The organism is Rhizobium mongolense USDA 1844 (assembly GCF_000419765.1).
GTDB classification, from domain to species: Bacteria; Pseudomonadota; Alphaproteobacteria; order Rhizobiales; family Rhizobiaceae; genus Rhizobium; species Rhizobium mongolense.
Genome location: NZ_ATTQ01000042.1, coordinates 1 through 21365 on the forward strand (window position 1 = coordinate 1; position 21365 = coordinate 21365).

Annotated in this window: 10 protein-coding genes and 9 pseudogenes; 14 read left to right on the plus strand and 5 right to left on the minus strand. The window is 55.7% G+C overall.

Annotated elements, in window-relative coordinates:
• Positions 1-487: pseudogene (locus A3C3_RS42150) on the plus strand (transposase); the annotation flags it as partial.
• A gap of 133 nt (positions 488-620) precedes the next feature.
• The gene (locus tag A3C3_RS42155; protein WP_372431274.1) at positions 621-971 is read left to right on the plus strand and encodes a DUF269 domain-containing protein; all 351 of its coding nucleotides are present in this window, start codon (positions 621-623) and stop codon (positions 969-971) included.
• Between the two features lie 192 nt (positions 972-1163).
• Here the strand turns inward: A3C3_RS42155 and A3C3_RS0134775 are convergent, their stop codons facing one another.
• Complete coding sequence (locus A3C3_RS0134775; RefSeq protein WP_022719116.1) at positions 1164-2177, minus strand: 1-aminocyclopropane-1-carboxylate deaminase; 1014 nt, start codon at positions 2175-2177, stop codon at positions 1164-1166.
• 930 nt (positions 2178-3107) lie between these two features.
• Here A3C3_RS0134775 and A3C3_RS0134780 point away from each other — a divergent pair.
• Positions 3108-3450: pseudogene (locus A3C3_RS0134780) on the plus strand (type 2 periplasmic-binding domain-containing protein); the annotation flags it as partial.
• A 725-nt stretch (positions 3451-4175) separates the two neighbouring features.
• Here A3C3_RS0134780 and A3C3_RS48815 read toward each other — a convergent pair.
• A pseudogene (locus A3C3_RS48815) lies at positions 4176-4340 on the minus strand (ISNCY family transposase); the annotation flags it as partial.
• Between the two features lie 1928 nt (positions 4341-6268).
• Here A3C3_RS48815 and A3C3_RS0134800 point away from each other — a divergent pair.
• Positions 6269-6892 (plus strand): GntR family transcriptional regulator, encoded by a 624-nt coding sequence (locus A3C3_RS0134800; RefSeq protein ID WP_022719121.1) that lies wholly within the window; start codon positions 6269-6271, stop codon positions 6890-6892.
• 220 nt (positions 6893-7112) lie between these two features.
• On the opposite strand, the pseudogene A3C3_RS47620 reads toward A3C3_RS0134800, so the two are convergent.
• A pseudogene (locus A3C3_RS47620) lies at positions 7113-7323 on the minus strand (glutamine--fructose-6-phosphate transaminase (isomerizing)); the annotation flags it as partial.
• Positions 7324-8615: 1292 nt separating this feature from the next.
• Between A3C3_RS47620 and A3C3_RS40355 the strand changes: the two are divergent.
• The 3 genes and pseudogenes from A3C3_RS40355 (at position 8616) to A3C3_RS40360 (ending at position 10663) form a co-directional block, all read left to right on the plus strand.
• Complete coding sequence (locus A3C3_RS40355) at positions 8616-9677, plus strand: LysR family transcriptional regulator (RefSeq protein ID WP_022719124.1); 1062 nt, start codon at positions 8616-8618, stop codon at positions 9675-9677.
• A gap of 425 nt (positions 9678-10102) precedes the next feature.
• Positions 10103-10334, plus strand: a pseudogene (locus A3C3_RS48315) (ribbon-helix-helix domain-containing protein).
• Positions 10321-10663, plus strand: a pseudogene (locus tag A3C3_RS40360) (type II toxin-antitoxin system RelE/ParE family toxin). The pseudogenes A3C3_RS48315 and A3C3_RS40360 overlap by 14 nt, the downstream one beginning before the upstream one ends.
• Positions 10664-11907: 1244 nt before the next feature.
• Here the strand turns inward: A3C3_RS40360 and A3C3_RS47630 are convergent.
• Positions 11908-12148: pseudogene (locus A3C3_RS47630) on the minus strand (IS110 family transposase); the annotation flags it as partial.
• A 136-nt stretch (positions 12149-12284) separates the two neighbouring features.
• On the opposite strand from A3C3_RS47630, the gene nodD2 reads away from it, so the two are divergent.
• On the plus strand, positions 12285-13211 hold the full coding sequence (gene nodD2 / locus A3C3_RS0134825) for a transcriptional regulator NodD2 (RefSeq protein WP_022719126.1): 927 nt from the start codon (positions 12285-12287) through the stop codon (positions 13209-13211).
• A 199-nt stretch (positions 13212-13410) separates the two neighbouring features.
• Here nodD2 and A3C3_RS42160 read toward each other — a convergent pair.
• A pseudogene (locus tag A3C3_RS42160) lies at positions 13411-14361 on the minus strand (ISNCY family transposase); the annotation flags it as partial.
• A 65-nt stretch (positions 14362-14426) separates the two neighbouring features.
• Between A3C3_RS42160 and A3C3_RS40370 the strand changes: the two are divergent.
• From A3C3_RS40370 to noeB, 6 genes and pseudogenes are all read left to right on the plus strand, one after another.
• Positions 14427-14744, plus strand: a pseudogene (locus A3C3_RS40370) (transposase); the annotation flags it as partial.
• A gap of 1300 nt (positions 14745-16044) precedes the next feature.
• Complete coding sequence (locus tag A3C3_RS0134850; RefSeq protein WP_022719130.1) at positions 16045-16737, plus strand: flavin reductase family protein; 693 nt, start codon at positions 16045-16047, stop codon at positions 16735-16737.
• Between the two features lie 394 nt (positions 16738-17131).
• Complete coding sequence (nodL, locus tag A3C3_RS0134860) at positions 17132-17683, plus strand: nodulation O-acetyltransferase NodL (protein WP_022719131.1); 552 nt, start codon at positions 17132-17134, stop codon at positions 17681-17683.
• A 217-nt stretch (positions 17684-17900) separates the two neighbouring features.
• The gene (locus A3C3_RS48320) at positions 17901-18116 is read left to right on the plus strand and encodes a hypothetical protein (protein ID WP_084797127.1); all 216 of its coding nucleotides are present in this window, start codon (positions 17901-17903) and stop codon (positions 18114-18116) included.
• Positions 18103-19518 (plus strand): nodulation protein NoeA, encoded by a 1416-nt coding sequence (gene noeA / locus A3C3_RS0134865; RefSeq protein WP_022719132.1) that lies wholly within the window; start codon positions 18103-18105, stop codon positions 19516-19518. The genes A3C3_RS48320 and noeA overlap by 14 nt, the downstream gene beginning before the upstream one ends.
• Positions 19519-19530: 12 nt before the next feature.
• Positions 19531-21192 carry a nodulation protein NoeB gene (gene noeB / locus A3C3_RS0134870; protein ID WP_022719133.1) on the plus strand — a complete coding sequence of 554 codons (1662 nt, stop codon included), beginning with the start codon at positions 19531-19533 and terminating at the stop codon, positions 21190-21192.
• Positions 21193-21365 lie beyond the last annotated feature (173 nt).

Here is a 21365-nt window from a genome sequence, read left to right on the forward strand (position 1 = left end):
CTGCTCAAACGGCAAAACGATGTGCGCCTCAGGCAGATAGATACCCAGATGCGACAGATCGATGAGGCCATCATGCGATTTGATCGATGTCGATGATAGCCTCAAGGTGCGCTTCGATATCCTCGTCTCCATTCCCGGCATTTCCACTGTCACTGCTTTCACGCTGATCATCGAAATGCCCGAGCTCGGAGAGCTCGACGAAAAGGCCGCAGCCTCCTTATGCGGGCTAGCTCCGATGAGCCGACAATCCGGACGATGGACCGGACGTGCTTTCATTGCTGGCGGAAGGGCCATCGTTCGGCAAGCGCTCTATATGCCAGCACTTGTCGCAGCCCGCTTTAATCCAGATCTCAAGGCAACCTACAACGCGCTTATCGGGACTGGAAAACCGCCAAAGGTTGCCATAACTGCAATCATGCGAAAACTTATCGTCCTCGCCAACGCACTCCTGCGCGACAACCGAAAATGGAACCAAAAAGCCGCTTGATCAAAACGGATACTCTAGCATTCGATCGGAGCGCGCCCATGCGACGATGAGGGCTGAATGACTTATTTGATCCCCCGGTCACCTCAGCCGTCAGGAGGACACCACCCTTGCAAACCTCTTCATCAAATGCCTCGTGCGGCTGATCCGGGCGGAGGATTCGTACGGATTGTGGAGAGGCAGGTGCGACGCTGAACTGCTGGCGGACTTCACCGTACCGAAGGACCAGCGGCAAGCAATCCTGATCATCGGCGATCCCGATCCGCTTGTCCTGTGGAGACTCAATACCTTGTATGCTGCCGTCGGCCTCGCGATCGAAGAGCGCTCGGACTTGGTGGTGTCGCGGACGATGGAGATCAGCCAACAGGGCTTCGCCGGGTGTAATTTACCACTAAACGGGTGGTCCTGCTGTCAAATCCCTTACGTGACGCTCATAGACTCGGCTTTAATACCCCTCGCAAATGCGCCAAAACGAGTACGAAGCTAGGGACGCGGTCGCAGTCGTGAAAGCTTATCCGGATGTGGCATGCGTGACTGACCCGGAGTTAAGGAGAAAGCGTGTCAAGCCTTGAGGATTGAAGCCTTACGGATACAGCGGCCGATGATCCACGCTGAAAGAATTTCAGAATTGGGCGGCCTCGCAGCCGGCAAAGGCCACCCAAAAGCTGTCTGTCGAGGATCAGCCATTGCGGAAGGTGTAGCTGTAGCCGTTAATAGCCGGCCCGCCGCCGAGATGCGCATACAGGATCCGTGATCCTTCTGGAAAAAAGCCTTTCCTGACGAGATCGATCAATCCTTGCATCGATTTGCCCTCGTAGACCGGATCAGTAATCATCCCTTCTAGCCGCGCACACAGACGGATAGCCTCCTTGGTTTCGTCGGACGGGACACCATAACATGGGTAGGCGTACTCCTCGAGGAGGACGACGTCGTATTCGACGATCTCCGAACCGAGATTGACAAGCTCTGCTGTATGCCGGGCAATGCTTAGCACCTGCGCCTTCGTTTGGGCGGCAGTGGCGGAGGCATCGATACCAATCACGCTGCGCTGGCGGCCGTCCTTGGCAAAGCCGACGAGCATGCCAGCATGCGTCGAACCCGTGACTGTGCACACTATGATGTAATCGAAGGCAAACCCGAACAGTTCCTCCTGAGCCCGCACCTCCTCCGCAAATCCCACATAGCCAAGGCCGCCATACTTGTGGACGGAAGCCCCGGCGGGTATCGCATAGGGTATGCCACCTGTTGACTTGACCTCTTCGAGCGCCTGTTCCCAACTGCGGCGGATACCAATGTCAAAGCCTTCGTCGACAAAGCGCACGTCTGCCCCCATGATTCGACTCAACAGAATATTGCCGACCCTGTCATAGACCGCGTCCTCATGCGGAACCCAGCTCTCCTGTACCAGAACGCATTTCATACCGATCTTGGCGGCGACCGCGGCGACCATCCGCGTGTGGTTGGACTGCACGCCCCCGATGGAGACAAGGGTATCGGCCTTGGTGGCGATTGCGTCGGGGATGATGTATTCGAGCTTGCGGAGCTTGTTTCCGCCGAACGCGAGTCCGGAATTGCAGTCCTCGCGTTTCGCATAGATTTCCACTTTTCCCCCAAGATGCTTACCGAGGCGTTCGAGTTTTTCGATCGGCGTCGGTCCGAAGGTGAGAGGGTAGCGTTCGAACTTTTGCAGCATATTCTCTCCAGCAATACGATTGAGTGAAACCAAGTGTCCAACGTCACTATGAGAAGATGCGCTCTCGGCTCCTCAGGTCAAGGGCAAGCAGCACCCCCCGCAAGCTCCTGCTCTCTACACCCGATGTTCGCCTCTTCGCCGGACAGGAGGGCGCGCCAGATACCGGGATCCTCTAGTGGACTCAGCCGCTCAGAAATACCAGTAGGCCCGGAACCACCCCGCGAAGGCGCCGCTATCCGGACCTCGCCAGGCTGGCGCAGACCAAGGGGGGTAGGATCCTAGCGAACGGGAAGAGGATTGATCGCCCACCGGGGGATGGCCGAACCTACCGTGATGCATGCCAAATCTCCCGATCGAAATGATGGCCATCTTGGCCGCTATAGTAGCGCGGGGCAGAAAGTTGTAATTCTTCGGGGGGTTCTCCATCTCGTGACTATTTACATTGTCATAAAGCGGTCGCATGCCCGACCATAAACCTCATCACACGGTCAACAGCGGCGAGGTCAATGTCAGCCGGGCAAGATGTCTATGCGGCGGCGAGACAGGTAAAATCGTCATTTCCGGGTCCAGCAGTAGCAGATATTTGACATCGTTCTAAGCGGGTTCTCTTTCAGTGAAACAGGTAGCTCATGGCCCAAATAGGGCGGGAGCCCCGTACCTGCTCTTCGAACGCGCGCGGATCAGCGGGAGAAGAGTGGCCAGGGAATAAAACGGAGGGGCTCGCCCACCCGAAGGGGCGGAGCAGGGGGATTGTTTTTCCCATGCGAGACAGATGGACAGCGCCCTCTTCCCTCCCTCAGGAAAGTAAATCCTCTTGAACAGATCGCTGCGGTGGAGAACGAGCGCAACTCCCTCCTGATCGCACACGAGGAGCCTGCGGTTGAGACGCCAGCGCGGGCAGCAATGCTTCGAGGCGACCATCGGGATAGGAAGAACTTCACGAGTGGCGCGCCGATCACCAACGAGCAGATCGCCGGCAAGCTCAACTTCCGCGTGATGGCGGATTTCCCTGGCTCCTTCAACGGCCTTGCGCACCTCAAGGCCGGAAGGAAGGGCCTGTTCATCACCGTCCTGTCCGGCAGTGTGAACGGCAGCGATAACGGCATCGTGGTGCCGACAGATTCGCCCATCCAGTCCATCCACTTCGCACGGCATGCCGCTCCGGGCTGTGAAGGCGCAGGGATGGGATGCGACGAGCGACGTCCAGGTCATCACCCAGGCGCCGGAGGTCGCGGGCGCGGCACTTTCCGCGTCCCCGACCGATGCTTGCGCCAAAATAAGTGACACAACTTAGACACGGCGCTGTCACAGACCCGACAAAGCCGAGACGTAGTGCGGATCTGGAGCAACGAAGAATATCTCAGCCTTGGGGAAAAGCTGAGGAAACGGCCGGGCCGGTAGTAGCCCAGATGATGTCGATGTTGAGAAGACGCGAATAAATTCAGAAGAATCAGGTCTGCCTTTCCGCTTGGCATGGCTCTTGCTGATAGATCTGTGACATTAAACGCCAACGGAGCCGTTTGACGTCCATAGGAACTGTCCCATCTCTGATAAAGGAGAAGATCAATGACACGCGCCCTTGCAGCAGCAGCATTCCTTTTCGCGGCTTTGGCCTCGGCTGAAGCCTCTTCGAGTACCAGTGCGACCTCGAGCACCTGGAACAGGCAACCCGAATTCACCGTAACTATTAGGAGCGGCTTGTCGGGAAATGTCTTCGGCCAATACGCAAATGAACGCCTTGGCAGTGGGCACTCACCATTCGCCGCAAATGCGCGAGTGAACGGTAAATTTGAATTAGCGTGCGGTTTCTCTCGGCGACGAAAATGTTTGCCATGAGACAATGTCTCAACGACGAAATGGAGACCTCAGTTTCATCAGGGCATGCACTACAGGTCCGATGCCTCCTCCCCTGAGGCAACTTGGCTGCCGTCGAACAGGTTCCGACGGCAGCCCTCTTTTTGGAAAGACCGGCTGTGCCTCCGTAAGCAGTCGGAACCGGCGCGCGCCCGCGATCGCCACAGCATAATCGCGGACATCATCGCAAATCCGATTGTTCGACGGGGGGCCGATCGCTCTGTGCCGGATCGATGCCGCACCCGCCGACACCAGCGTCATGCGCCCGGCGATCACCTTCGACAGAACCTCGATCCCTGAAGCTCTCAAAGGTCGTAGGGGTCAGCATCTCGCTCATGAGCTGAGCGAGCATCAAGATGCCGCGATTACCGTCTGTATCCGGCCACTTTTCTTGCGGAAGACGCACGAAACAACCGTGGGTAGAATATTGCCGGATAAGATGCCCTTCAAGGCTACAAAGCAGATAGAGCCATCATTGCTGGAACGGGAGTTTGCGGCGCTCTATTCACCGAACAGGGCGACGTCTTATGTGCCGGTCGTACTTGGCATGATTACAGCTTATGCGGATGTGATATTATAACTGTCAAAGCTATTTAAAAGAAGAGACAAAGTAGTCAACTTAGAAATGCGATTTCATCCTATCCACTGTTACTGAGTTTGCAAGTTGACATGTTTACAAAGTACGCAGACGCAAGCCGCCGTCAGGGTTGCGCAGACCGGTCGGCGGCTGGATGGCTCCAGCTGCAAAATAAACTTTAGCTTTGACACTCCGATCCCTCCGCTGCTTTCAGCTGCGCAAGGGCTTGCTGTCGCCGGGCGATGACCACCGGATCATTGGTGAAATCCGTCCTGGGACCCGGCTTGCGACCACGCTTTTGGTAGCCATTGCTCTGGCTGGGTATCCGATGCATTCATCCGGATCTGTGAGCGTCGCTTGCGGCCTTGCGCATGGGCTTGGGAATTCAAACGTTGACGTCGGCATCTCGTATGAGGGTATAAGCGAGGAAACCGTAGCTTTTCTCGAGAACCACCAGTGGCAGAGGAGCCTACACACTTGCGATCACAACGCGTGAGAATTCACCATTAGCTGAGGTGGCCCATGAGGTGCTTTTGTTGAGCTCCGCGGGCCCTTGGCCAGAAGCCGGCTCAGCGAGGCTGATGCCATCGATGGCTCTGTTGAGCGAGTGCATCGCCGAGTGCATAAAAGGCAATACCGGCCTAGAATCCCAAGAGCGGCACCCTTGATGAAATCACGTTCCACGATGTGTCGTTGAATTGAGCCAAAGCGCGCTCATGCGCGGGCGCAGGAAATTGCTCGACGTGCAATTGCCTGGCCTTCCTCTGCACGCCAGGAAAGTTTGGTTGACTTGATACCACCGACGCCGGCTTCGAGGGAAGGTCACCAAAGCTTCGCGGTTCATCGCCATCAAAAGAACGTTCGAATTTCGTGCGCTTGAATCATCTGAAAAGCCTGCACGGGTTCGAACTTATGCTTCTCCTCTCGATGACAGCAGGGACTCACGACACCCCGGCTTGCAGCGCCCTCAGAATTTTAACGTTGCAGCCTTGCTCTGATGGCGGGGCGATATTTCTTAGCCGAAAGCCGCCCTTGCGAAAATGGTCAGCAGGTGCAGCAAGCCGCACAAAGCACAGTAACAAGTTATGTCATCATTTCAGTCGGTTAAGTCGCCGCCGCCGAGTCGGTCTTCCTTTCAACGCGTTATGCCGCGCTTTCGATTCGTCTTCGACGATCGGCTTCATATCAGCTTCGTTTGCTTGATTTCAGCTACCCACGGCGCGGCCTGTGTTGCTTGCAGTGCAGCTTTTGGTCTACTTCACCGCACTTATATCAATTGTTCGTCGGATCGAGCCCAATCGATTGCCCGTTTGACAAGGCGGCTGGCATCGCGTCGTTCATCGCCAAATCGCCCCACGGATAGTCGGACGGGATCGGCTCCTGCAAGTAATTTAACCGTAGCCCCTTTAGCGTTTTCCGTCGCATCGACGAGGTCAAGGACCACGGATTGCTCCGGCTGTTTCATCTCCATTGTTTCGAGGCCTTCCCATAGCCATTTCCTTTCGCTGTGCGCGCTACAACCTAAAGAAGAAAAATCTCAATAGGTTTGATTAATTTTAAAACCAGTGGCGTTATAATCTGAAAATAACATCTTGAGTTGGCTTCCGCGCACGGCACTATGCCTATATCGCTGCCTCTATTATGTAAGTGGAGACTTGCGATGACGACCAGTGTTGAAACATTCGAAATGCTCAGGAACGATATAATTTCAGGGAGATATCGACCATTGCATCTTTTTCATCCCAAGCAGTTATCCGAAGAACACGTCGTAAGCGTTGCCCCCATAAGGGAGGCCATGCTCAGGCTCAGTGAACGCGGCCTCCTTCGGTGGGAGCGCAACCGAGGGTTCTTTGTAGAGAAAATTAGTAGCTCGACCGCGTTGTTTCATTTGGATCAGTTGCGATCACATTATACGTATGCAATCGGTAGGTTGAAAGACAAGGGCGACACTATAGAACTAAACGTTGAAACAAGCGATCGAACGGTAGTAGACAGCGTGGAGAATTATAAGCGCTGGCAGGATTCGTTGGCTGCCGCAATATTTTCTGATTCAGAACAGGAGTTTGTTCGTGGAGCGTGGGACAGAATATGGATATATCGAAACCATTATTTAGGAAACGACGGTATTATAGAATACAAGTATAATTTCATGTATCTGGCAACAAAACTGATCTATCAGAAAAAGTACGATGACTGCATTCAGTCGACGGACGCTATGTTCCGGTATGTAATGGGAAAGTTTCCAGATATACTATGTAGTCTGAATAATTTGCAGCTCATGTGAACAAACGTTTATCCGTAGTTGAGCGATACAGGAATGCTTAAGGGTGAACTCCATCTCTGCTACGGCGCTTTGATCATAGAACCTTCCATATGATTGAGGTCGCCGCAGCCCCAGACAGGCTCCACACCAGCTGGCGGATCGTCGTTTTGTTGCTGCCGACGGTTGGGGGCAGCAGATTAGGGAGGGTTTTCTTGTTCTGCTAAGAAGTGTCTGCGGGCATGTGGGACATGCCGATGGTGCCACTCAGTGGCTCTCCCATTAGTCTCGTCCAGAGATTGACGAGCTTCCCCTCTGCGGGCGGCGATGCAAGTCCCCTCGACGATGGTCGCAACGCCGGTGGAATCATAGCCGCGATATTGAAGACGCTCTAATGCGTCGACCAACCGCTCTGACACTGACTGTTGCCCAACAATGCCGACAATCCGGCACATGTTCGTCTCCGTATTCGTCCCGGCCGACACAGTCATCATCAGGACGCACACCACGCCCCGAGCCTTCCTTCGTGATCTGTCATCTCAATTCCGATTCCGCGTTCAACGGACGCGCTCTAGCAAGAGCTGAAAGTGTGAGCCCGGGTGCGCAAGGTCGAGATAACTCAGTGGTTTGGTCCCCCGCCGGCCAAATCTCAACGGCAAATCCAATCCGCGGAAAATCTTCGACCGGCATTCGTAGGCCGTTCCAAAGTCACAGCGACTTGGCCCCGCCCAACGACTAATATGCACTGCCACTAGGATGCACCACTCAAATCGACAACCGCACCCAGCTGGGAGGCATGGCTGGCGAGGCCAATTGATAGCCAATCGCGTTATACGATCTCCGACAATGTGTCGAGGCTGCGACATAGAAGAGGTTGCGCAATACGTTGCGGTAAAACGATTTTCTTTTTTGGCACGGTACATGCTTGGTCGTTTGTGAGCGCACCCCGGGGCGTTCTGAACGTCTACCGCCGTCAAAAGTTAGTGCAGTTTTGTCAGTCAACACCCAGGAGCCGCGCAATGCGAGAAGCTTTCGCTGCTTTCGTTGAAAATCCCACTGAAGCCAGGAGTCATGAATGTGGACCTAGGAACGATGAATGAGACCAGTAAGCATGCCTGCGACGAATTAGCGGCCGATTAATATTAGCCTCCGGCTGCTTACAGTTCTCAACCGCTATCCCAAATACAAGTTGTACTTTCGCTATCGACGCCGCTCGTGCCACCTCGTGGACGATACCAAACGGAGACAAACATGACGATCATCAAAACCGCCTACGCCATTATCGTCGCAGGGACTGTCGCTACGGCTTTTGTGGCTGAGGCGTCCGACTTAGTCAGCGTACCCCATGCGCCCGCGATTGCAGCCAGCCCCAGCCCTTGGCAGCTGCGCCTGCGCGCGCTTGGCGCTATCACAAGCGACTCTGGCCGCGTTGATCGATTAGCAGGCTCCGACCTCATAGGGAGGATTATTTGGGGCTTCGGAGCCGTTCCGCAAATATGGCGTCAACCCCAATCGCCAGGCCATTCCCTGCGAGCGCGATCACTGCAGACCAGACTATCGTATGCCTCACTCAAGGGGTTCTCGGCCATGCACCGCTGAGCAGAGGCAGTGCCCCAGGACTCCACTAAAATTCGCCTACGCTCCAACTTAATGGCGTTGCCAAGAAAGCCTCCGGCGCTCGTTAAAGTTACAACGGCCTCGACTTTAAAGATGTGGCGCGAGGGCACCAGCTCCCGAGGAGAGACCCATGGATCAGCCCGTTTGGAAGCGGCCGCGTACGACGCGCCCGACCGTCGATGGCAGCGACGACGCACAGCGACCGCAGATGCCGAACTTGGCGTCCATCGACCTAAACCTACTGGTGGATCTCGGGGCCTTGCTACAATACCGCAACATAACCCACGCGGCCCAGCATGTTGGCCGGAGTCAACCGGCGATGAGCCGAGCGTTGTCAAGGCTGCGGGGCATGTTCAATGACGATCTACTGGTTCGCGGCTCGAGCGGTTTGGTTCCAACGCTGATGGCTGAGCGCTTGGCTGAAAAGTTGCCTTCGGTGTTGGATGCGATTCGCCAAACGGTGAACTGCAGCGTCGCTCCAAGGGAATGGCGATGGAAGGTAACGATGGCCATTCCCGACCACCAAGCGTTAGTTCTGTTGCCGCGCCTCCTGCCGCGGCTGCGTGAGGGTGCCCCTCATCTCGACATGGTCAACGACGCGGTCTTGGCCAACGCCCTGCGGCGCCTGGAGCAAGGCGAGATCGATCTGGCGGTCGGGCAGATTGGCGCTGCTCCGCCTGGTTACTTGCGGCGCAGGCTCTATGCCGACCGCTTTAGCTGCCTCATTCGCCGCGACCACCCGGTCCTGGAACAGGAGTGGACGTTAGAAAGTTTCGCGGCCTTGCGCCACGTAGCCATTGCCTCGGAGCCCAACGACCGCTTCCACCAGGTCTATGATGGATTGACCGAACTGAGCGTGGCTGATTGTGATCCAATCGTGGTTTCCAACGTACTGACGGGGGCAGTTATTATCGCGGCGACCGACTTGGTGCTAGTTGTACCTAGCCGCGTTGCCATCCGAATCGCCTCCATGCTGCCACTCGCAGTTGTCGAGCCGCCTTTGGAACTATCTCCCTACGAAGTGGCGCTTATTTGGCACGAGCGTTGCCACCGCGACCGAGAGCATGGCTGGCTGCGGCGCGAAATCACCGCAGCAGCACGGACGGCCGCATCGGGCCTAACGGAGGCATCAAATGGCGAACTGGCTCGATCGCGCGTGGCGAGGACCGGACGGCGGATGCCGCGGGAATGACGACCGTGGGCTACTCCACCAGGCGCTGCGCGTCTTTCCGTTGATGTGAGGGGTACGGGTGTCCGTCATCCGACTGTTCGCAAGTTGACGCAGCATCGGAACGCTTTTGATACCTTTGCGCATGCAAGATCGTTGCATACTCACTCAAAAATGGAACATTAAGTTGAGCTGCATTTCCCCGACACTGATCGGCCGGTGGATTTCCATTGCATTCTTTCGTCAGATGGACGGGGGCCATTTCAATCAAAATGTATTATGCAATGCGCCCAAATTTCGCAGGTGTATCTCAGGTGCTCGCCGAGGAAGGGACTATCGGTTGCCTCCAGCGACAAAGCCTCGGGCCAGGCAATCGAGAAATCCCTTGACATATGCGACTGGGTAGCAATCTTTAGTACGAAAGGAGCTAACATGAGCGTAAATCATCTATCTCGCTGACTGAGCAGCAAGATACCTTTGCGAGGTCGCTTGTGGACAATGGGCGGTATTCAAGCCTGAGTTCGGTTCTCCAGCAAGGCCTGGAGCTTCTCCGGCAAAAGACGGAGGCTGAGGCCGCAGAGACAGATGCGCAATGGACCGACTCTGTCGGATGATGCAATGGCAGGTGCGGTCGACAATATGATCGCGCGGAAACGGCGAGCTCTTCGTGTGGAGTCTTGAATACTCCGCCGAGGCGGAGCGCGATTTTGAACTTATATTTGATCATCTCTTCGCCGCTTATAGCGATCTCGGCGATCACCCGGACGAGGCCTTGGAGCGTGCGGCCGGCCGAATCCGCGAGCTCCGCTTGTCTATCCAGCGGCTGACGGAGACGCCGCACATCGGAACATTGCGCTCCGATATTTATCCGGACATCCGTTATTTACGTCGAGACAAGGCCGCAGTTTGGTTTTTGCCGGTAGTGGATCGTCGGACGATTATCGTTGCTGCCATCTTCTTCGGCGCACAAGACCATCCGACACATGATGAGGCGACTGCTCGAGAGCTGATGTCGCTTGGCACTTAAACGTGAGAATGCCCCCGCTTGGTGAAGTTTGGCACTTGAATGTGAGAATCGTGAAGCCAGTTTTCGCACTTGACGCACCCTCGAAAAAGATAGGTTCTGTTTTCTTTGAAATCTTAGGACCGACTCTGAACGTGCTTGACCATCATACGCGCCGCAGTTGAATCTGAGTTTGAGTGGAAGCATTGACGCGCTATTTCAATTTAAATGCCCGTTCTCGAATTTGGTGCCCGCTTAACTAATTGAAATCGTTGGGATGGGAATCTCGCGATTAAATGCCAAACGACACGACGGTTCAGGATGAATTCATACAACGCATTGCCGGTCAGACCGCCTGTCGCCCCACCGACGAGAGCCTGCCATAAATAAGGCTGCAGACCGTTGCCGCCGCGGAACGTGTTCGGGTTCGCCGCCATTTCAAGGCATACTCGTCAAAAAGACGGTGACAGCAACGATGACGGTCGAACTTGCTCATACCATTACTACTCCCTGAGAGCCGCTGAGCCAAGATACCGTGACAACGCTGACCTGATCGCCGGATTCGGCGCCCAGGGAACAGCTCGTCTGAGCTAAACACCTCAATCCAGGATAGGCCCGACGGGTTCCAAGGCGCAGGGAAACGCCGCAAGCCGATCTGGCGGTCCTCAGTCCTCCACCAGCACGCTCTTCTCCATCTCGCATCGTTTCCGGCACGAGTGCCTGCCGCCTGGGCAGCCCCGTTCGATGTCGGGCAAGTCTCGCAACGTCTCCAACCCGAACGCCGACAGCGCCACGGCGGCCGAGCACGTTGGCGCCCGACGTTGGTTTCCGCGTAATGGGGTTCGACGCGTCGTCTCGTGCCCTGTTTGATGCCGTTGCGAGCGAAGAGTTTGTTCTCCAGAGCATCGTCAGTGAGTTCGCCCAGCAAGGGCGATTGCTGCTACGCGCTGCAGGTTATCCTGCGCCGTACTTCGTGCAATTCCCAATACGACCGCAATCTCGCGGGAGCTGGTCCCGCTTCCGGCATGCCGCAGCATTTGTCGTAACTGTCTCATGGTAAGTCTCCTTTTTGCCGTCGTCAAAATCTCCACGTTTGTCGTGAGGTATTTGATGCCAAAGTTGGTGACCCAGGGGGAATGTTCAGTGCCTAAAACCAGCCGGACTTTGATTGGAACGGTGGCCGGCTTCAAATCGGAATGGTAGCCGGTTTTTGATTTGAATGGCGGCCGGCTTCACGTCGTTGGTCGGCTCATCGGCGGCGTCATTCTTATTCCGTTTGACGTAAGGGCGTGACGTGTGGGCGGAAGAAGTCCGACTTCGTGGCCAAGTGATTGCAACACTCGTGCCCGGTGGTGTGAGGCGCCACAAGCTTCGATGCCGATGGCGATCGGCGGAAGCTTTTGAGGAAGGCCAATAACTTTGAGCGACGAAGCTGGCGCCGCGAGACGACATTTTCTTCGGGGACACGACCAGAGAGCGCTTCAACATACAACGTTTAAAGAGAGGTCCTGAGAAAAAATTCCCTTGCCGAACCTTGATTTCGTTAACTTCAGGGCTCTCTAATAGGACTCAGCAAAATTGGTAAAATTGATTGTTTGGAAACAATCATCGGCGTATGGACACCGCACATGCGTTTTAGAGGCCTAGATCTAAACCTCCTCGTCGCGCTCGACGCACTGATGACCGAGCGCAAGCTCACGGCCGCCGCACGCAGGGTCAAGCTCAGTCAGCCGGCCATGAGCGCGGCTATCGCGCGACTGCGCACCTATTTCGGCGACGAGCTGTTTTCGATGCAGGGTCGCGAACTTGTCCCAACACCGCGTGCCGAGGCGCTCGCCCCAGCGGTGCGCGACGCCTTGCTCCACATTCAGCTCTCCGTCATTGCCTGGGATCCGATCAACCCAGCCCAGTCGGATCGCCGTTTCAGGATCATTCTTTCTGACTTTATGACACTTGTATTCTTTGAGAGGGTTGTGGAGCGCTTGGCCCGGGAGGCTCCCGGCGTCAGCTTCGAGTTGCTGCCTCTCGATGACGATCCTTATGAGCTTCTCCGGCGCGGTGACGTCGATTTTTTAATTCTTCCGGACTTATTCATGTCGAGTGCGCACCCCAAGACGAAGCTGTTTGCCGAGGCACTCGTGTGCGTCGGCTGCCCGAGGAATGAGCAGTTGCTGGGGGATCTCTCTTTCGAGACATATATGTCGATGGGGCATGTTGCCGCCCAGTTCGGACGTGCGTTGAAGCCCTCTTTCGAACAATGGCTATTGCTTGAGCACGGGTTCAAGAGACGTGTCGAACTTGTCGTGCCCGGTTTTACTTTGATTCCGCAGTTGCTGCCGGGCACCAACCGTATAGCCATTATCCCATTCCGTCTTGTCAGGTATTTCGAACAAACGATACCCCTGCGGATCGTCAAGCACCCGCTGCGACCCCTGTGGTTCACTGAGGCTGTCCAGTGGCCAGCCCTCCATCACAAGGATCCCGGGAATGTCTGGATGCGGGAGATACTCTTGCAGGAAGCCTCGCGCAGCGAATTTCAGGAGGAAACGTCCTAGCTTAGCTAGTGCCCGTCCATAAACGCCTGTTTTTCTGGGGTTTTCAAGGTTGCTTGTCCACTGAAGGATGTTTGTTGGGACGGGTGATGGCACAGAACCCTGCAGGTTATGGCGCGAAGCGCGATCTGGTGGCAATGGGGTCATGAGGTATCGGCCACCGCTCGCCGGGTGTGCTCTGAACGCTGCCGGATGAGGGGTGTCAGGTCGGCCTGAGGCGGGCGAAGAGGGCGAGATTGTAAGCGACCACCGAGGACCAGACATAAGCCTTGAAGTGGTCGAGGCCGCGCCAGGTGCAGCGCCCCAATCCATAAGCGCGTTTCAGGCAAGAGATGCCGGCCTCGATGCCAGCGCGGAAGTTTCTGAGCTTGCGATAGACCCAGCGGCTTGTGACCATGTCTTCGATCTTGAGGCCGCACTTCTTGTGGAAGGCCATGTCGCGGATGCCGCAGGCTTTGGCTCCGCTCAGATTTTCGCGGCTGGCATAGCCGCCGTCGGCCGCCGCCTGACGCGGCGCCTGGCCGTAAAAGGCGATGTGGCGTTCCAGCATCGGCAGCAAGCGCTCGCTGTCGGCCGGGTTGCCGGCTTCGACGACGAGGTCGAGGATCAGTCAGCTTCTGCCGGTGGTCAGATCGAGTTTATGACCGTAGTCGACGTCGCGGCTGCCCTTGACGATGATGTCGGCATGCGGCTCGAACAGGCTCACCAGCTTCTCGCCAGCCGGCACCGGCTCGCCGGCCAGGACCCGCCGTTCGGTCTGCGCGATGATCCGCTCGATCAGCGGCTTATAGTGGCAGACTTGCGCCTGCCAGAGTTCAACCGCCGGGCCCGCCGCCAGGGGCAACTGTTCACTCTCCTGCTGCAGATAACTCAAGGTTGTCCGCGTGATCTTGAGCAGTGTGCGGTAGTGCTTGATCCGTTTCGGGCGGCCGCGGGAATATTCGATCGCCCGAGCCCGCTTCTTTGCCGCGCGGCGGTGGTCGTGCCATGGGATGGCGCTACTCAGTGCATCGGCCTGCTGCAACAGCCGCACCATCACCCGCACGGCGTCCCATAACAGGCTGCTGTCGCTCGGCTCATGGATCAGTGCGGCGGTGACGGTGCTGTCCACACGCACGACCTTGCCACTTTCCAGCTTCTCCCAGGCTGTTGAAAAAGGCCCTGGCGCATAGGCTCTGGTCGTGATTCACTCGCTTTATGGCGATTTGGAGCTGATGGATGCGCGGCGGCGATGTGAGGACAGGCGAACTCTTCAGCTATGTCGATCTGGAGGATCGCGTTCGTAACGATCATCCGCTACGGGCAATTCGGCAGATCGTGAACGATGCCCTCGTTTCACTGGAAGGGGAGTTCGCTGCGCTTTATTCACCGATCGGACGGCCGTCGATTGCGCCTGAAAAGCTTCTTCGTGTCATGCTTTTGCAAGCGTTCTATTCGATCCGTTCCGAGCGGCTTTTGATGGAGCGATTGGAATACGAGCTTCTATTCCGCTGGTTCGTCGACATCGGCGTTGACGATCCCGCCTGGGATCATTCCAAGACGAGAGCGACCCGGCCTGTGGTCGCGGATGGGCTGCTCTCGGCTCTGCCGGACGCCTTGTCGGGCACTTCTACGTCCACAACGGAGACGATCAGGCTTCGTCCGCGAACGCCTGCTAGGCGTTCCCAAACGGCATCAACTGGCGTGTCGTCGACACTATTCGAATTCCTGCAGTACTTTTGAGGATCAAAATGCATCCGCCGATAGGCGTGATCGTCGGTCCGCGTGATCTGCAGGGCCAGAAGCCCGCCGCAAGCCGCCTACACGCCGGCACTCCGTAAGGAGGAGGCCGCCTGACGAAGGGCGCCCCCGACATGGCGGGTTGCTCGGACATCAACGCGTGAGCAGCGAGATTTCGAGCTAGTTTCCATCGCTGCTATAATGAGCTAATGCTGCCGAACCAGAAATCAACCATTTGGGAAGTCGGTTTTTGACGCTTGCGTTCACTCTGAATTTCACTGAGCTTATTCGGAGCTGAAGGAGACCATGGCTGATGAGAGTAACACGTTCAATAGCCGCGGTTGAGGCAAATGCCGGATACAAGCACGGCGTCAAAAGCGGCTGCCGAACAGGTTCGTGATCTAACAGCCTGATATCTTGAGCAAAGGCATCGCACTTTCCGGAACCCTCCTGGGTTCCAACCTGGCCTGATCACCCTTTCGGACGATATAAACATCCTTGTTTCACGACAGGAGTGCGATCCCGCGCGGCGAAAAGGAGGACGTCATCCCCTGCCTCAGGTGCAGGATAAGGCGCGCGGAGTAGGTCTGGGTCGCAGCCGCTTCACCGAAGGCCAACAGGATTCTTTGGGGGCAGGGGGAGCGAATTCAGCCTCATTCTCTAATTTTGCGACGGAAATTGCCCCATTGAGAGACCACCAGAGAAAGAAGCTCAACGATTTCACTGACGAACATGTCCTCGAAATAAAGAAGCACGAGGCAGGCACGTAGGTCCGGGAGCCTTGCGCAAGCGCTCCGAAATTGACACGCGCGGCTACCGCTCGGCCCCGATCTGTACCGCCCCTATAAAAATTTGCCGAGCATGCCCAGGCACTTGGTGGGTAATGGTGAGCCCGCACGACGAGCCGCTTGACAGCAACATATTATGGCATACCATAAGACATAATATCCAAAGAAAGGCTTCCGATGGCGGCTCGAATCCGCAGGACACCTCAAGTCGCCAGAGAGCGGAAGGGCCATATGGCGGCGACCCCGCGGCGGCCAGGACATGGTGAAACTAACCGCAGAAGCCGTCAACGCGACGATGGCAGAATGGCTGGCGCGAAGGAGGGAGTAGCATGAAAGCGGATGTTTTCAACGCGAGAGCCTTGCGCGAGGCTTTTGGAGCCTTTCCGACCGCAGTGACGGTCATAACAGCCAACGATCCGGCGGACAGGCCAGTTGGTTCTACTGCCAACTCCTTTGCGTCTGTATCCTTGGATCCGCCCCTGCTGCTCGTTTGCCTTGCCAAGACTTCGCGCGACTACCCAACAATGACCAAAGCCGAGCACTTCGCGATCAACATACTCTCAGAAGCGCAGAAGAATGTGTCTATTAATTTTGCCCGCCCCGCGGAAGATCGCTTCGCTGCTGTCGACTGGGCGAGGGGTCCGAACGGCTGTCCGATATTCGCGCAGGTGGCGGCGTGGTTTGAATGTTCGATGCATGATGTCATCGAGGCGGGCGACCACGTCATGATGGTCGGTCGCGTGACGGCTTTCGAAAGCACCGGCTTGAATGGTCTGGGCTATGCCCGCGGCGGCTACTTCACTCCGAGAGTCCCAGCAAAAGCCGTTTCCTCTGCAGCGGGCGGAGAGATCTGCGCCGCCGCCGTGTTGGAGCGCCACGGCTCGCTTTTTCCATTGGGCGATGAAAACTTGCCCTTTCCGAGTTGCAGCGCAGCAGGCGGTGACCCAGCAAATACGCTGGCGTCCCACCTCGAACAATTGGGACTGAGCGTCCACGATTGGTTTTCTTTGCTGGATCTATAAGGACAGCAGGCCGGTGAAGAAGTCATTCGCGTTCGCAGCCGAAGCCTGAATCGTCTCCGTTGTGGACGTAGAAGTGCCCGATAAGGCGTCCGGCGGAGCCGAGAGCAGCCCATCCGGGGCCACAGGCCGGGTCGCTCTCGTCTTTGTCCCTCCCATGAACTCCGCACAAGACTGATCCATCGCGTGCGCCCAATATTGTTGTCATCCACCGCGCGGATGCAGTTGATCCAAACAATCGATTTTACCAATCATCGCGTATGGTCGATAGGAGATACGGCGGAAGAATTTGAGTGGGTGCGGTTGGCGTTCGCCGTTAAACGAGCCGGAATTAGGCCTACAGTACCTTCGGGGAAACAACCTACTAACGCTATCAAGGACGGTCTGAGAAGAAACGATGACACGCACTCAAAAAGAGAAGATGCTCGCGGGCGAGATGTACAATGCAGCGGACCCGGAAATCCAAGCCGACTTGCTGGCTGCTGGGGCTTGGCTGAAGCGGTACAATAGTGGTTTGGGCGATTCCGCCGAACGTTGGTATTTGTACCTCCGCGAACGGCTAGGCGAGGTTGGGCCTGGAGCGGTCATCCGTCCGCCCTTTCACTGCGACTACGGCTACAACATCCGTATCGGAGCCCACGCTTACCTCAATTTCAACTGCGTAATCCTCGACGTGGCAAAGGTGACGATTGGGGAAGGAACCGCAATTGGGCCCGCTGTGCAGATCTATACCGCCGATCATCCAGATGACCCCGAGCAGCGGCAGGCGGGGCTGCAGCTCGGACGACCTGTCTGCATTGGCAGGCACGTCTGGATCGGCGGTGGCGCAATCATTCTCCCAGGCGTGACGATTGGCGATCATGCAGTCGTTGGCGCGGGCAGCGTAGTAACGCGCGATGTTCCTGCGGGCGCAAAGGTCATGGGAAGTCCAGCTCGGGTCAGAGGCTGACCCTCGGTGCCTTGATGACGCGTATTGCGGGCGCTCGAGCTTCTCTGTGACGCGCTGCCTTCCTCTCCGCTTTTAGCCAAAAGTACCCTGCTGAGGCGCCGCTTCCACGCCTGCATTCGAGGCTCAACAGACCCAAGAACAGCGAATGATAGGCACAGGCACAGGTAATTGACGATCGTTGAACTTGAATAGCAACCAACACACGAAGGGGACATCGATGCCGAGAATTATAGGTACTGTGGGATTTCTCATCCTTTCTATTGTACCAGCTCATGCTTATCTCGACCCGGGCACGGGCAGCATGCTCGTTCAAGGCTTGATCGGGGCGTTGGCGATCGGCGGAGCAACTGTCTCCGGTTATTGGAATAGGATCAGATGGGCCGTCAGATCTTTTTTAGGCCGGGGGAACAACGGCAAGAATGGCGGTAAGTAAGTTGGCGGCGGACGCACCGAAGCCGGGGCGGGTCCCCGGCTCCTTTAGAGATCCCTCTGGTCAAGTCTTCAATTTCCAAGATTGCATCTTGCGAACGATGGATACTGCCGCAGCCATCGAGTTTGCAAGTGCAGAGAAGGCGATGCGTCAGCTCGTCGATGAACGGCGACTGGTTGACTTTTCAGACGCGGAACCGAGCGTTCACCAGCTTTTTCAAGGAAGTATTGCTCGAGTTCTGCAGCATCCCCGCCTGGAGCAAATCACCTACCCATACGAGTGGTCGTTTGCCGGATTGAAGGCGGCAGCTCTTTTTCATCTTCAATTGCAGCTTGATCTACTTGATCAGGGTTTTTGCTTATCGGATGCGACCGCTTATAACGTTCAGTTTGAAGGGTCACGGCCAACTTTCATCGACCATCTGTCGATAAAGCCGTACCGCGATGGGCAGCTTTGGTATGGCCATAAGCAATTTTGTGAGCAGTTTCTGATTCCTCTGTTATTGCGTTCCATTTTCGACATCACGCACCACAGCTGGTATCGCGGCAATCTCGAAGGGGTGCCGAGTGCGGACTTCGTAAAGCTGCTGAGTGCCCGACATTGGCTGTCCCATAGGTTGTTTACACATATTATTTTGCCTGCAAAGCTGCAGTCCTCTAAGACATCGCAGACCAAGGCGGATCTTGGAAGCTCGAGCGCGAGACGGCTTCCTAAGGGTGCCTTCCGTGCCATGCTCGCCCAACTTTACAGCTGGATTGGTGGACTGAAAGTTGATGTTGGAAAGCAAACGGTTTGGCAAGGATACGCGGCGAACAACACGTACACAGCTACCCAGAGAAGTGATAAGGGGCAGTACGTCGCAGAGTTTGTCGCTCAACATAAGCCGCGAACAATAATCGATCTTGGCTGTAATACGGGTGACTTTAGCTACGTAGCTTTGGAGAATGGTGCAGAAAAGGCGATCGGATTTGATTTCGATCCGCACGCGCTCGATGCTGCGTTCGACCGATCAGTCCATACATCAAGGAACTTTCTTCCACTTTATCTTGATGCGCGTAATCCATCGCCGAGCCAAGGGTGGGGCGAGCGGGAGCGTCAAGGATTCAGTTCACGGTTTTCGGCAGATGCTGTTCTGGCGCTAGCCTTCGAACATCATTTGGCAATTGCTCACAACGTTCCCCTTGCCGAGGTTGTCGCGTGGGTGACCCAAGTTGCGCCAAAGGGAATTATCGAATTCGTCCCCAAGGACGACGAAACTGTGCGACGCATGTTGGCGGGTCGAGAGGACATCTTCCGTGATTACGACGAAGAGTCTTTTGAGAGCGCGTTGAGCCAGAAAGCTCGGGTGCTAAGTAAGCACCTCATACCTGGCAGCAAACGAATATTGTACACGTTCGAAAGATAGGAGAAAGCAGAAATGAAACGCATCGCGTTACTACTATCACCGCTGGTAATTCTGGTTACTCCGGTCATTGATGCTTTTCAGGGCGTGTATATTGATCCCAGAAGCGATGCAGGTTACGCCGTCATCGCTTGCATTGCTATTTTTGGGCTTACCTTGGGTATGATTGCATCGCTTTGTTATAAATGGGGAGCTGTTGGCAACGTCATAACAGCAGGCACACTCGCCATTACGCTTTTCCTTTTTGGCGATCTTTCATACGGTCTCTTCTGGAAACTAGGAGAGCACATCGGAACATGGGGCGCCGCCGCATTGGCGCTCGCTGGACTGGTTGTTCTTACTCTTACCCTCTTCAAGCTCATGGCCGCTGTGCCCCGCATGATGGCCGCATTTGCGGTAGCCCTACTGGGCTCTACAATTCTTGATCGCGGCTTGATTACTGAGGCGAGCGCCGAAGAATCTGCCCCGGCCGTGATTTATATCGTGACTGATGAAATGATCGGCATTTCTGGGATCGACACAAGATTACCACATGGAGCAGAAGCCAAAGCCGCATTGTTGCAGGTTTTTCAGAAGTATGGGTTTCGGCTCCATTCAAAGGCCTTCAGTCGGCACGTTCTTACTCAAGTTTCGGTCCCAGCCGCCTTGAACATGGACTATTCGTATAATTTCCCCGGCGATAGATCGCATTATGCCTACCCGGGCAAGGTAACAACTTTCAAGGAATTGTCGTTGTTCGATCTGTGGCATCAACAAGGGTTAGCAGTCACCGTCTTCCAGTCTGCTCATCTAGATTACTGCCAAACCGAAATCAAAGTCGATTGCCATACCTTCGCATCATTTGACGGAACTAGGTTTCTTGAACGGCAGCGAATCGAGGGCGGACCATACCGGGACGTTCCTCCCGCTACTGCGGCACTGGCGGATGTTAAGGCGCTGGTGGATGGAAACAGGAGAAGCTTTGCAATGGCAGCAGTTGGAGTCGCGGCCTCCAACATGCTGGGGACATTCGAGACGGAATTGCAGGAATGGCATCCGCGATCTTACGACCAACTAGCCTTTCCTTACTGGCTTGAACAGTTTCAGAACACAATTCTAGATAAAGGTCGTGGGAACGCCTTTTTTGGGCACTTTCTATTTCCGCACAGTCCTGCCGTCTACGACAAAGATTGCAGACCAACGAACCGTTGGGTTTCGAGATCCTATCTTACGGAAGTACGCGGGTTGGTAGGTCAAAAGCTAGATGAGGCGCGCGCGGAAGAATATGGATTCTACTTCGCTCAAACGCTCTGTCTGGCCAAGCAACTGGATAAGTTCTTTAATGCGGTTGTCAGCGATAAAAGGTTTCAGGATGCCACCATCGTCGTTCATGGCGACCACGGCTCGCGTATTTCCGCGGGTAGAAACGTAGAGACAATGTCTCCGAGGGATTACGTCGACAATTATTCCGCCCTTTACGCCATTAGAAAGCCAGGCGTAGAAATGGGTACAGACTACTCGCTACACTCGGTTCAGTGGTTGAACGCTTCTCTGTTCCGCGGCAACGTGCCAGAAGTCGCTCCGACCGTCGTAGCGTCAATGCAGGGCGAATCTGACGAACCAGCAGTCTACGCACCCATAACCGATCCAGACCACGTTGCGATAATGCCGATGCATGGCTTTGACGCATCTCATTAAAATCCTCGCCCTTATTGGATACTCATAAAAGGCCCGCTGACCTTGCCCCGTTGAAATAATCCATTTTGAAGTAAGCTCTGGCCCATTGAGAGGACCAGGGAATGAAGCGCAGCCGTTTCACAGACGAACAGATTATCGGCATTCTGAAGGAGCACGAGGCGGGCACGCCAGTC

Excerpts from the sequence above, each read along its gene's own strand:
- nodD2 (WP_022719126.1), top strand. The coding sequence starts at position 12,285 with ATGCGTTTTAGAGGCCTAGATCTAAACCTCCTCGTCGCGCTCGACGCA.
- A3C3_RS0134800 (WP_022719121.1), top strand. The coding sequence starts at position 6,269 with ATGACGACCAGTGTTGAAACATTCGAAATGCTCAGGAACGATATAATT.
- A3C3_RS48320 (WP_084797127.1), top strand. The coding sequence starts at position 17,901 with ATGCCGAGAATTATAGGTACTGTGGGATTTCTCATCCTTTCTATTGTA.
- noeA (WP_022719132.1), top strand. The coding sequence starts at position 18,103 with ATGGCGGTAAGTAAGTTGGCGGCGGACGCACCGAAGCCGGGGCGGGTC.
- A3C3_RS0134850 (WP_022719130.1), top strand. The coding sequence starts at position 16,045 with ATGAAAGCGGATGTTTTCAACGCGAGAGCCTTGCGCGAGGCTTTTGGA.
- A3C3_RS0134775 (WP_022719116.1), bottom strand. The coding sequence starts at position 2,177 with ATGCTGCAAAAGTTCGAACGCTACCCTCTCACCTTCGGACCGACGCCG.
- noeB (WP_022719133.1), top strand. The coding sequence starts at position 19,531 with ATGAAACGCATCGCGTTACTACTATCACCGCTGGTAATTCTGGTTACT.
- nodL (WP_022719131.1), top strand. The coding sequence starts at position 17,132 with ATGACACGCACTCAAAAAGAGAAGATGCTCGCGGGCGAGATGTACAAT.
- A3C3_RS40355 (WP_022719124.1), top strand. The coding sequence starts at position 8,616 with ATGGATCAGCCCGTTTGGAAGCGGCCGCGTACGACGCGCCCGACCGTC.